Annotated in this window: 10 protein-coding genes; 7 read left to right on the forward strand and 3 right to left on the reverse strand. The window is 74.8% G+C overall.

The genetic code is table 11. The annotated features are described in order from the left end of the window. Positions 1–263: 263 nt before the first annotated feature. The 3 genes from ACFV0O_RS14070 to ACFV0O_RS14080 form a co-directional block, all read right to left on the reverse strand. On the reverse strand, positions 264–1,391 hold the full coding sequence (locus ACFV0O_RS14070) for a DUF5667 domain-containing protein (RefSeq protein WP_380340845.1): 1,128 nt from the start codon (positions 1,389–1,391) through the stop codon (positions 264–266). A 270-nt stretch (positions 1,392–1,661) separates the two neighbouring features. Next, positions 1,662–2,483, reverse strand: a complete 822-nt coding sequence (locus ACFV0O_RS14075) for an ECF subfamily RNA polymerase sigma factor, BldN family (RefSeq protein ID WP_380340923.1) — start codon at positions 2,481–2,483, stop codon at positions 1,662–1,664. 614 nt (positions 2,484–3,097) lie between these two features. Further along, on the reverse strand, positions 3,098–4,147 hold the full coding sequence (locus ACFV0O_RS14080) for an HAD family hydrolase (RefSeq protein ID WP_380340848.1): 1,050 nt from the start codon (positions 4,145–4,147) through the stop codon (positions 3,098–3,100). A 115-nt stretch (positions 4,148–4,262) separates the two neighbouring features. Between ACFV0O_RS14080 and ACFV0O_RS14085 the strand changes: the two genes are divergently transcribed. The 7 genes from ACFV0O_RS14085 to hemB all read left to right on the forward strand — a co-directional run bounded on the left by ACFV0O_RS14085 (position 4,263) and on the right by hemB (position 11,575). Continuing rightward, positions 4,263–4,538, forward strand: a complete 276-nt coding sequence (locus ACFV0O_RS14085; RefSeq protein WP_360252912.1) for a glutaredoxin family protein — start codon at positions 4,263–4,265, stop codon at positions 4,536–4,538. Between the two features lie 162 nt (positions 4,539–4,700). Next, entirely contained in the window at positions 4,701–5,447 is a 747-nt protein-coding gene (locus tag ACFV0O_RS14090) for an exonuclease domain-containing protein (RefSeq protein WP_380340852.1), read from the forward strand. 107 nt (positions 5,448–5,554) lie between these two features. After that, positions 5,555–6,451, forward strand: a complete 897-nt coding sequence (locus ACFV0O_RS14095) for a redox-sensing transcriptional repressor Rex (protein ID WP_360253124.1) — start codon at positions 5,555–5,557, stop codon at positions 6,449–6,451. 25 nt (positions 6,452–6,476) lie between these two features. Then, the gene (locus ACFV0O_RS14100) at positions 6,477–7,817 is read left to right on the forward strand and encodes a glutamyl-tRNA reductase (protein WP_360252918.1); all 1,341 of its coding nucleotides are present in this window, start codon (positions 6,477–6,479) and stop codon (positions 7,815–7,817) included. Positions 7,818–7,858: 41 nt separating this feature from the next. Continuing rightward, positions 7,859–8,866: a hydroxymethylbilane synthase gene (hemC, locus tag ACFV0O_RS14105; RefSeq protein WP_360252921.1), complete on the forward strand. Its 1,008-nt coding sequence runs from the start codon at positions 7,859–7,861 to the stop codon at positions 8,864–8,866. After that, positions 8,863–10,512, forward strand: coding sequence for a uroporphyrinogen-III synthase (locus tag ACFV0O_RS14110; protein WP_380340857.1), 1,650 nt, complete (start codon positions 8,863–8,865; stop codon positions 10,510–10,512). Before hemC ends, ACFV0O_RS14110 begins: the two co-directional genes overlap by 4 nt. 76 nt (positions 10,513–10,588) lie before the next feature. Next, complete coding sequence (hemB, locus tag ACFV0O_RS14115) at positions 10,589–11,575, forward strand: porphobilinogen synthase (protein WP_380340860.1); 987 nt, start codon at positions 10,589–10,591, stop codon at positions 11,573–11,575. Positions 11,576–11,637 lie beyond the last annotated feature (62 nt).

Raw genomic sequence — 11,637 nt, forward strand, 5'->3', positions numbered from 1 at the left:
TGGGGCCCCGCCCGCCGGCTGGCGCCGGTGGCGCGCGCCGCGTCCACTTCCCGCCGGGGCGCTCGCGACCGGGCCCGCGCCGGGCGGGCGCGCCCCCCCGGCCCCACCCCCGGGCCCGCCGGCCCGCCACCAGCGGGGGCACCTCGACGCCCTGCTGCCGGGCCGCGTCCGGGGCGCCCGGTGTGCCGGACGGTTGCGGTGCCTGCGGCGGGGCCGCGTCGGCACTGGGCGAGGGCTTGGCGCCGGTGAGCCCGCTGGTGAGGTCACCGACCAGCCCGTTCACCGCGTCCGGGGCACTGGTGGGCAGGGCGCTGGGCAGGCCCGCGCCCTTGCCGCTGCCGCCGGTCGCGCCGGCGCCGGGGTCGGCCGGGGCGTGGTCGGTGGCACCGGGGCGGTTGCCGCCGGTGGCGCCGCCGCCGGGGGCCTGCCCGCCGCCCTGGGTCGCACCGGAACCCGCGGCCGGGGCACCGGCCGGGGCGCCGCCGGTCGAGTCGGAGGAGCCGTCGCCCGCTCCGGGGCCGGCCGTGCCACCGCTCTTGGCGGGGGGGCTGGGCCAGGCGCAGGGGCGCGACGTCCTCGCTTATGTCGTCGAACAGCTGGTTCACCAACGAGGCCTGCTGGGTGAGCTGGACGGGCAGCTTGCCCTGCAGCTCGGTCCAGCGGCCGTCCTCGTCGTGGGCGAAGCCCGCCAGCGCGCGCATCGGGTCGAGCGAGCCGTTGCTGCGGTAGACCGAGCGCAGCAGCTCGCGGCCCTTGAGGGCGTCGGCGTGCATGTCGTCCAGGGCGCGGCGGACCTGCTCGACGGTGGCCGGGCTGAGCCCGCCCGCCGGGCCGGTGCGGCCGACCAGGACCTTGGCCTCGCCGAGCCGCGTGGCGGCGTTGTCCAGCAGCAGTTCGCCGCGCTCGGAGTCGGAGCCCGCGAAGTCGAGTCGGAGCCCTTCGAGACCGCGCTTCAGCCCGTACAGCGTGTCCCCGGGAACGGCGCCGGTGCTCGCGGCGGCGGCACCGGCCAGGCTGCCGACGGCGAGCCCGGCGACGAGTCCGCCGATCGCGAACCGGCGGCTCCAGCGGCCGCGCGGGGCCGTCCGGATCGCCCGGTGGCGCCGCTGGCGCGGTACCGCGGCGCCCGGTCCGCCGGCGAGGGCCTGCTCGAACGCGGCCATCAGCTGGGCGCGTTGGACCGTCCGGACCTCTCGGTCCAGCACCGGTCCGGGCAGCGCTCCCAGCACGTCGGTCAGGCCGACCAGTTCGGCCATCGCGGCCGAACCGGAGCCGGTGCCTGCGGTGTTGGCCGATTCCGCGTCGGTTGCAGCGCGTTGCTCCGTCCGGTGGGCCTCCAGCGCCTCGGCGAAGGCCTTCGCCCGCCGGTGCTCCAGCACGTTTGCCGTCACGGGCCACACCTCCCTTCGTCGTTGTCGACACCCCGGCCTGCCGGACGGTTGCCCCGGCTGGCCAAAGCCACTCCATCGGGTGACAGGTCGCAATTCGGCTTGACCGTACGCCTGGTGGAGACTTGCACGTTGGCCAACGATCGGTACGGGCGGTCGGTTACGCACGGCTGATCATCGGATCGACCGTTCACTCTGACGTGTCGGTCGGGCGCGGACGGTGACGGCCGGCCGGGCGGCCGTCCGGCGGTGTCCCCCTCGGTCACGGCCGGCTCACCGCGCGTCGGGCGGGAGCAACCGTGCCAGGGTGCGTACGGCGCGGTACTGGAGGGTCTTGATGGCGCCCTCGTTCTTGCCCATGATCCGGGCCGTCTCGGCGACCGAGAGCCCCTGCAGGAAGCGCAGCGTGACGCACTCCTGCTGCTGCGGGTTGAGCCGGCGCACCGCGTCCAGCAGGGCGGCGTTGGAGAGCGACTCCAGCACCGACTCCTCCGGGCTGCGCTCGCACTCGTTCGAGTCGAGCATCTCGCCGGTGGTGACCTCCAGCCGGAAGCGGCTGGACTTGAAGTGGTCGGCGACCAGGTTGCGCGCGATGGTGACCAGCCAGGCGCCGAAGTCCCGGCCCTGCCAGGTGAAGGTGCCGATCCGGCGCAGTGCGCGCAGGAACGTCTCGCTGGTGAGGTCCTCGGCCGTGGCCCGGCTGCCGACCCGGTAGTAGATGTAGCGGTAGACGGTGTCCGCGTAGTGGTCGTAGAGCCGGCCGAAGGCCTCGCTCTCGCCGGCCTGGGCCTGCTCGACCAGCTCCATGATCGGGTTGTGCTCGGTCTCGTAGCCGGTGCCGGCCGCGGTCCGGGTGCGGCCGCGCCCGGCGCCGGTGCTGCCGCTGCGGCCGCGCGACCCGGTGCCGGCCGAGCCGGCGGCGGTGGTGCGCAGCGCCAGGCCGGGGCCGGTCGGGTGGCCGAACGTTCCTCCGGCGGGAACGAGTTGGGGCGAGGCGGCGAGCTGGCTCCGGAGCAGGGTGCGCAGCAGGTCCAGGCCGGCGGAGATCTGCCGCTCGGTGGTGGCCCGGCCGCGGTGGCCGGTGCGCGGGCGCAGGGGCGCGGACGACGGGCGGGAGGGTGCAGGCGCGTCGTTCCGGACGGGTGGGTACACGGGACTCCCAGAGGCAGAACTGTGGACGGATCACCTCCGCCTGCGCGGAGAGCACTCCCCGAAGCGTCCGTTCGAGCGGGACGCGTGGAGACGTGCATCCAGGAGAGAATAACGCTTTGTGCAATGACAGCTACACCGTGTGGTCGAAGTGGTCGTTTGGGATCCATTTGTTGCGCATATTCGGCTGACACTGACCGGAGCTGTCATCGTTCATCCAGCTCAACGTGATCGAACAGGCGCCCAGGGTGACCAATTGGGCGGCGTGGCGGGCGGTTTCCCAGCCTTGGGGCTCGGCAACCCCTGACTTTCCCGGCCTGGCGAACGATCAGAACCAGTCACCGGCTGACAGGTTCGGTCAGGGGGTCCGGACCGTCCTGTCGGGAAAGGGAGTTCGCCCGTACGAGCGGCCAGGCCAGAGGCCTGATTGACACCAAGTCACCCGTGCGGCCCAGCCCGCCGGGTGACCCTGCGGGAGCACCCGTGACGGGCCGGGGGCAGGGAGTGGGAGGGGACGGAGCGAGGGAATCCGAAGGACCCCGGGGGGCTTCGGGTGGGCTTCAGGCGCGCCGACGACGCCGGTGCAACGCCACCGCGGCCGCCGTCGCGCCGGCCGCCACCCCGAGCGCGGCCGCCGCCGGCAGCCCCACCCGGGCGGCCTTGCGCCCGGTGCGGAAGTCCCGGACGCGCCACCCCTGGGCCCGGGCGTGGCGGCGCAGCGCGCCGTCCGGGTTCACCACGTACGGGTGGCCGACCAGCGAGAGCATCGGGATGTCGTTGGCCGAGTCGCTGTACGCGGCGCAGCGGTCGAGGTCGAGGCGCTCGCGGCGGGCCAGCGCGCGCACGGCGGCGGCCTTGGCCGGGCCGTGCAGCAGATCGCCGACCAGCCCGCCGGTGTAGAGGCCGTCCCGGGCCTCGGCGACGGTGCCGAGCGCGCCGGTCATGCCGAGTCGGCGGGCGATGATCCGGGCGACCTCCAGCGGGGCGGCGGTGACCAGCCAGACCCGCTGGCCGGCGTCCAGGTGCATCTGGACCAGGGCGCGGGTGCCGGGCCAGATCTTGTCGGCGACGACCTCCTCGAAGATCTGCTCGCAGATCTCCTCCAGGTCGGCGGTGCGCTTTCCGGCGACGATCCCGAGGGCGGTGTGTTTGGCGTCCGAGATGTGGTCCGGGTCCTCGGCGCCGTGCAGCCGGAACCAGGCCTGCTGCCAGGCGAAGCGGGCGATGTCGCGGCGGGTGAGGAAGCCGCGGCGGTACAGGCCGACGCCGAGGTAGAAGATCGCGGCGCCGCGCAGGATGGTGTTGTCGCAGTCGAAGAAGGCGGCGGCGCGGGGATCGTCCGGGTCCGGGGTGTGGTTCTCGGCGGGGGCCTTGGGGGCCTTCGCGGGCTTGGCCGTGGCGGGGGCGTCCCCGTCGGTGCCCCGGGCCCCGGCGGTCGGCGCGTCCGGGGCGTCCCCGGCGGTCGGCGCGTCCGTCGCGGGGGCGTCCGGAGCGGGCGCGGGCTCGGCGCGCAGCGCGGCCTCGGCGGCCTCGGCGGCGGCCTCGCCGGCCAGGGCGCTCCGCTCGCCGGTGGAGCGTCTTGCCTGGGTGAGCCTTCGGAGCACGGCCATGGCATCGAGCATAGCCAGCCGGGCGCGGAGCGGCCGTGACGGTGCCGTGCCCGTGAGGTGAACAGCTCGACCGGCCGCCCCGGGGGCGGGCGGCCGGGTGGCGCAGAATGGGGCGGTGAGCCCATTGCTGCGACGTAAGAGCCCCCGGCCCGCGGACCGGACCGTGACCCTGGTCGGCAAGCCCGGCTGCCACCTCTGCGACGAGGCCCGCGAGGTGATCGTCCGGGTGGCGGGCGAGCTGGGCGCGTCCTTCGAGGAGAAGGACATCACCCAGGACGAGGAGCTGTACCGCCGCTACTGGGAGCAGATCCCGGTCACGCTGATCGACGGCCGTCAGCACGACTTCTGGCGGGTCGACGAGCGTCGGCTGCGCGCGGCCCTGGGCGGCTGACCGGCCGTCCGCGCGGGGGCGCCGCCCCCGTCGATCGGCGGGGGCGCTTCGCCGAATCGTTGCCAAAGACACTCCGTTTCGGCTTGGGACGGGGCCGGTTGGTCGGCTTACGATCGAACGCGTTTGCGCCCGAGGGGGGCTGAGCACACGAGGAGTGCCGCCATGCTTCCCGGCCCGACCCCTGGGACGCCCGAAGCCCCGTCCGGGGCCCCGGGCTTCGCCGTGGTGGACGTGGAGGCGACCGGCCGCAGCCCGTGGCGGCACCGGGTGGTCGAGGTCGCGGTGGTGCTGCTCGACGAGCGGCTGCGCCCCGAGGGCGAGTTCGCCACCCTGCTGGACCCGCTGGGCCCGGTCGGCCCGACCCACGTGCACCGGATACGCCAGTGCGACGTCGAGGGCGCCCCGCGCTTCCGCGAGGTCGCCCCGCGGCTGCTGGAGCTGCTGGCCGGCCGGGTGCTGGTCGGCCACCACGTCAGCTGCGACCACGCGTTCCTGGACCGTGAGTTCGCCCGGATCGGGGTGGCGCTGCCGTCCGGACCGCTGCTGTGCACGATGGGGCTGGCCCGCGTCCACCTGCCGGAGGCCCCCAGTCACGGCCTGGCGGCCTGCGCGGAGGCGGCGGGCCTGGGCTGGTACCCGGCGCACACCGCGCTGGGCGACGCCCGCGTGACGGCCGACCTGCTGCGGCACTGCCTGGGCGACCCGTCCTGCCCGCCGGACGACTGGGCGGGCCCGCTGCGCGAGGCGGCCCGGGTGCCCTGGCCCCGGCTGGGCCGGGCCCGCTCCCGCCCGTCCGGCGCGGCCGTCCCGCTGCTGCGCCGGGAGGCCCCGTACGGCCCCTGGCTGCCCGGTTCCCAGGCCCCGGAGGTCGTGCTGACACGGGCCGGTGCTATGGGTTCGACGGCGTGATGCGCATCACTGTGCGGGGACAAATCGGACACCATCTTTGTGCACACGTTCACAAACGCATAGCCTGGCTGCCAAAGCCCAGCTTCACCCACAGGAGCACCGTGGCAATCGGCCGATCACCACAGAGCAGTTCGCAGACGCCCGACCAGGGCGCCGCGCGCCGACCCTCGCGTGCCCGGGGCATCCCGGAGGCGACCGTCGCCCGCCTGCCCCTCTACCTGCGGGCCCTCACCGCGCTCTCCGAGCGCTCGGTGCCGACCGTCTCCTCCGAGGAGCTGGCCGCCGCCGCGGGCGTGAACTCGGCCAAGCTCCGCAAGGACTTCTCCTACCTCGGTTCCTACGGCACCCGCGGCGTCGGCTACGACGTCGAGTACCTCGTCTACCAGATCTCCCGCGAGCTCGGCCTGACCCAGGACTGGCCGGTCGTCATCGTCGGCATCGGGAACCTCGGCCACGCCCTCGCCAACTACGGCGGCTTCGCCTCCCGCGGTTTCCGGGTCGCGGCCCTGCTCGACGCCGACCCGAACGTGGTCGGCAGCAGCGCGGCCGGCCTGCCCGTGCGCCACATGGACGAGCTGGAGTCGATCGTCGAGAGCCAGCACGTCTCCATCGGTGTGATCACCACCCCGCCCGGTGCCGCCCAGCAGGTCTGCGACCGGCTGGTCGAGGCGGGCGTCACCAGCATCCTGAACTTCGCCCCGACCGTGCTGACCGTCCCGGACGGCGTGGACGTGCGCAAGGTGGACCTCTCCATCGAGCTGCAGATCCTCGCCTTCCACGAGCAGCGCAAGGCCGGGGAGGAGCCGGACGACCGCGCCGAGTCGGTGCTCGACCGCGCCCCCGGCCCGGTCCGCGCCGCCGCCGCCAAGCTGCGCCGCGCGGCCGGCGGCAGCGGCAAGGGCCGCGGCACCGCCGAGCCGGTCGCCAAGGACCCGGCCGAGCCGGCCAAGGGAAAGTCCGCCAAGGGCGGCGACGGGGATCTCTCCGCGGTGATGCCCGCATGAACACCGAGAGCTGTGAGGGGCGGGCATGAGCCTTCTCGTCGTAGGGCTGAGCCATCGCACGGCCCCGGTCGGGGTACTGGAACGCGCCGCGCTGACCGGTGACGTGCCGACCCGGCTGCTGCACGACGCGGCCGCCACCGCGACCGTCGGCGAGGCCGCGCTGGTCAACACCTGCAACCGGATCGAGCTGTACGCGGACGTGGACAAGTTCCACGCCGGCGTCGCCGAGCTGTCGCTGCTGCTCGCCCACCACAGCGGGGTGGACCTGGAGGAGCTGACCTCCCACCTGTACGTCCACTACGAGGACCGTGCCGTCCACCACCTCTTCTCGGTGGCCTGCGGCCTGGACTCGATGGTGGTCGGCGAGGGCCAGATCCTCGGCCAGCTGCGCGACGCGCTGGCCAAGGCCCAGGAGGAGCACACCGCCGGGCGCGGCCTGAACGAGCTGTTCCAGCAGGCCCTGCGGGTCGGCAAGCGGGCGCACAGCGAGACCGGCATCGACAAGGCCGGCCAGTCGCTGGTCACCTTCGGCCTGGAGCAGGTCGCCGCGGGCGCGGGCGAGATCGCCGGCAAGCGCGCGCTGGTGGTCGGTGCCGGCTCGATGAGTTCGCTGGCCGCCGCCACCCTGGTCCGCTCCGGCGTGACCGACCTGCTGATCGCCAACCGGACGCCGGCCCGCGCCGAGCGGCTGGTCGAGATCCTCGGCCCGGACGTGGCCCGCACCCTGGACCTCGCCAAGGTGCCGGAGGCGCTGGCCGACGTGGACCTGGTGATCTCCTGCACCGGCGCGGCCGGCGTGGTGATCAGGGCCGCGGACGTGGCCGCCGCGGTCGCCCTCCGCACGGCCCCCGAACCGCTCGCCCTGCTCGACCTGGCCATGCCGCGCGACGTCGACCACGCCGTGCACGAGCTGGCCGGTGCCCTGCTGGTCGACCTGGAGAGCCTCTCCCACGCGCACGCCGCCACCCCCGGCGCCGGCGACGTCGACGAGGTCACCCGGATCGTCGCCGACGAGGTGACCGCCTTCGGTGCCGCCCAGCGCGCCGCCCGGATCGCCCCGACCGTGGTCGCGCTGCGCTCGATGGCCTCCGACGTGGTCGCCGCCGAGCTGGGCCGGCTGGAGTCCCGGCTGCCCGACCTGGACGAGCGCTCCCGCGCCGAGATCGGCCAGACCGTCCGCCGCGTCGTCGACAAGCTGCTGCACGCCCCGACCGTCCGGGTGAAGCAGCTGGCCGCCGAGCCCGGCGGCGCCTCCTACGCGGACGCCCTGCGCGAACTCTTCGACCTCGACCCGGCAGCCGTGCACGCCGTGTCCGGAACGCCCGTCGGCGGCGCGCCCCAGCCCTCCGCCGGGGGCACCAGATGAACCGTCAGCCATCCCACGAGTACCACCGGGACGATCACCTCATGAATGGTCAACCGATCACGGAGCAGCCCTCGGCCGCCGCGCCCCTGCGGCTCGGCACCCGGCGCAGCGCCCTTGCCATGGCCCAGTCGGGCATGGTGGCCCGCGAGGTGACCAGGGTCACCGGGCGCGCCGTCGAGCTGGTCGAGATCACCACCTACGGCGACACCTCCCGGGAGGCGCTGGCACAGATCGGCGGCACCGGCGTGTTCGTGTCCGCGCTGCGGGACGCGCTGCTGGAGGGCCGGATCGACTTCGCCGTGCACTCGCTCAAGGACCTGCCCACCGCCGCCCCCGAGGGCCTGGTGCTGGCCGCCGTCCCCGAGCGCGAGGACGTCCGGGACGCCCTGGTCGCGGCCGAGGGCCTGAACCTGGACGAGCTGGTGGAGAAGCTCGCCGGGGCCGGCCGCACGGCCCGGATCGGCACCGGCTCGCCCCGTCGGATGGCGCAGCTGAACGCCTGGGCAACCGCCCGCGGCGCCCAGCTGGAGACCGTCGCGATACGCGGCAACGTGGACACCCGGATCGGCTTCGTGACCGGCGGCGAGCTGGACGCGGTGGTGCTGGCCACGGCCGGCCTGAACCGGCTCGGCCGCGGCGCCGAGATCTCGCAGCACCTCGACCCCGAGCTGATGATCCCGGCCCCCGGCCAGGGTGCGCTCGCGATCGAGTGCACCACCGCGAACACCGAACTCACCGCCGCGCTCGCGGCCCTGGACCACGCCCCCACCCGGGTCGCCGTGGCCGCCGAGCGCGCCCTGCTGGCCACCCTGGAGGCCGGTTGCTCGGCGCCGGTGGCCGCGCTGGCCACCTGGGGCCGGCAGAACGAACTGCGGCTGGACGGCGTGGTCGGCGACCCCGACGGCTCCGCCCTGCTGAAGATGTCCGCCAACGGTCCGATCGTCCTCGACGAGTCCGCCGAGCAGCAGGCGGCGGCCCTCGGCCGCGCGCTGGCTGACCGGCTGCTCGCCGGGGGCGCGGCCGCCCTGATGGGGGAGCGAGCCCGATGAGCCCCACCGCCGCCACCGACGCCCTGTTCCCCGCAGGGCAGCCCGCCACCGGACGGTGCACATTCCTGGGCGCGGGCCCCGGGGACCCGGGCCTGCTGACCCTGCGCGCGGTCGAGGTGCTGTCCACGGCCGACGTCCTGGTCGCCGACCCGCTGACCGCCGCCGCCGTGCGCAGCCACTGTCCGTCCGCGGTGCAGGTGCACAGCCCGGTCGCCGAGGGCACCGACTTCGACCTGGCCAAGCTGGTCTCCGAAGCCGTCCGCTCCGGCAAGCACGTGGTCCGCACCGTCGACGGCGACCCGGGCCTGGACGGCTGCGCCGCCGAGGAGATGCTCAGCTGCGCGGGCGACGGGATCCCCTTCGAGGTGATCCCGGGCGTCGCCCAGTCGGTCGGCGTCCCGGCGTACGCGGGCGTCCCGCTGCGCGCCGGCGCCGGCACCGACGTGCGGTTCGTGGACGGCGCCCAGCTGCTGTCCGGCGGCCCGGTGGACCTGGGCGCGCCGGAGACCACCCTGGTCGTCCGCACCACCCTGGGCCAGCTGCCGGCCACCGCCAACGCGCTGGTCTCCAACGGCCGCAAGCCGGAGTCCGCGCTCAGCGCGACGCTCTCCGGCACCACCACCCGCCAGCGGACCTTCACCTCCACGCTGTCCGGGATCGCGGCCGACCTCAAGGCCGCCCGGGTGCTGCCCTCGCCGGTCTCGGCCCCGGTCGACCCGGCGACCTCGGTGATAGCCGTGGTGGGCGAGCAGGTCGCCCACCGGGCCTCGCACTCGTGGTTCGAGACCAAGCCGCTGTTCGGCTGGAACGTCCTCGTGCCGCGCACCAAGGAGCAGGCCACCGGCCTGTCCGAGCAGCTGCGCTCGTACGGCGCGGTGCCGCAGGAGGTGCCGACCATCGCGGTCGAGCCGCCGCGCACCCCGCAGCAGATGGAGCGGGCCATCAAGGGCCTGGTCACCGGCCGCTACGAGTGGATCGCCTTCACCTCGGTGAACGCGGTGCGCGCCGTCCGGGAGAAGTTCGAGGAGTACGGCCTGGACGCCCGCGCGTTCGCCGGGATCAAGGTCGCGGCGGTCGGCGAGACCACCGCGCAGGCCCTGGTGGACTTCGGCGTCAAGCCCGACCTGGTGCCCTCCGGCGAGCAGTCCGCCGCCGGTCTGCTGGAGGACTGGCCGCCGTACGACCCGGTCTTCGACCCGATCGACCGGGTGCTGCTGCCGCGCGCCGACATCGCCACCGAGACCCTGGTGGCCGGCCTGGTCGAGCTCGGCTGGGAGGTCGACGACGTGACGGCGTACCGGACGGTGCGCGCCTCGCCGCCGCCGGCCGAGACCCGCGAGGCGATCAAGGGCGGTGGCTTCGACGCGGTGCTGTTCACCTCGTCCTCGACCGTCCGGAACCTGGTCGGCATCGCCGGCAAGCCGCACAACGTCACGGTCATCGCCTGCATCGGCCCGGCGACCGCCAAGACCGCCGAGGAGCACGGCCTGCGGGTCGACGTGATGGCCCCGGCGCCGTCGGCGACCGCGCTGGCCCAGGCGCTGGCAGACTTCGGGGCCAAGCGCCGCGACACCGCGACGGCCGCCGGCGAGCCGGTGTACCGGCCCAGCGAGCGTCGTCCGGGTTCGCGCCGCAAGGCCCGCTGAGGGCCCGCCCCAACCCCCGGCCGGGGGTGGCGAGTCGCCGCCCCCGGCACTGCACAACCGTTCGGAGAGAGAAGCCGTGTCCGCTGAATTCCCGTACGTACGCCCCCGTCGGCTGCGCCAGAGCCCGGCGATGCGCCGTCTGGTGGCCGAGACCAGGCTGCACCCGGCCGAGCTGATCCTGCCGCTGTTCGTCCGCGAGGGCGTCAGCGAGCCGGTCCCGGTCAGCTCGATGCCGGGCGTGGTCCAGCACAGCCGGGACACCCTGCGCAAGGCCGTCGTGGAGGCGGCCGAGGCGGGCCTGGGCGGCGTCATGCTGTTCGGCGTCCCGGAGGTGCAGGACGCCACCGGCAGCGAGGGCACCAACCCGGACGGCATCCTGCAGCAGGCGATCCGGGACGTGGTCTCCGAGGTCGGCGACTCCCTGGTGGTCATGTCGGACCTCTGCCTGGACGAGTACACTGACCACGGCCACTGCGGCGTGCTGGCCGCCGACGGCAGCGTGGACAACGACGCCACCCTGGAGCGCTACGCCGAGATGGCCCGGGTGCAGGCCGACGCCGGCGTCCACCTGGTCGGCCCCTCCGGCATGATGGACGGCCAGATCGGCGTCGTGCGGCGGGCGCTGGACGAGGCCGGGCACCAGGACGTGGGCATCCTCGCCTACACCGCCAAGTACGCCTCGGCCTTCTTCGGCCCGTTCCGCGAGGCCGTCGGCTCCTCGCTCAGGGGCGACCGCAAGAGCTACCAGCAGGACCCGGCGAACGCCCGCGAGGCGCTGCGCGAGCTGGAGCAGGACCTCGCCGAGGGCGCCGACCTGGTGATGGTCAAGCCGGCCATGGCCTACCTGGACATCCTGCGCCAGGTCGCCGACGCCTCCCCGGTGCCGGTCGCCGCGTACCAGGTGTCCGGCGAGTACGCGATGGTCGAGGCGGCCGCCGCGAACGGCTGGATCGACCGGGAGCGGATGATCATGGAGACGCTCACCTCGATCCGCCGGGCCGGCGCCGGGCAGATCCTCACCTACTGGGCCGTCGAGGCCGCCGCGGCGCTCGAACGGCGGTAGGACCCGCCCCGCGGCGGACCCGCACAGCGGAAGGCCGGGCCGCTCCAGTCTCTTATACACAA

The organism is Kitasatospora sp. NPDC059577, from assembly GCF_042735475.1.
Lineage (GTDB): Bacteria > Actinomycetota > Actinomycetes > Streptomycetales > Streptomycetaceae > Kitasatospora.

Bases quoted from the DNA above. Each gene is read 5' to 3' on its own strand.
- ACFV0O_RS14090 (WP_380340852.1), top strand. From the start codon at position 4,701: ATGCTTCCCGGCCCGACCCCTGGGACGCCCGAAGCCCCGTCCGGGGCC.
- ACFV0O_RS14100 (WP_360252918.1), top strand. From the start codon at position 6,477: ATGAGCCTTCTCGTCGTAGGGCTGAGCCATCGCACGGCCCCGGTCGGG.
- hemC (WP_360252921.1), top strand. From the start codon at position 7,859: ATGAATGGTCAACCGATCACGGAGCAGCCCTCGGCCGCCGCGCCCCTG.
- ACFV0O_RS14080 (WP_380340848.1), bottom strand. From the start codon at position 4,147: ATGGCCGTGCTCCGAAGGCTCACCCAGGCAAGACGCTCCACCGGCGAG.
- ACFV0O_RS14110 (WP_380340857.1), top strand. From the start codon at position 8,863: ATGAGCCCCACCGCCGCCACCGACGCCCTGTTCCCCGCAGGGCAGCCC.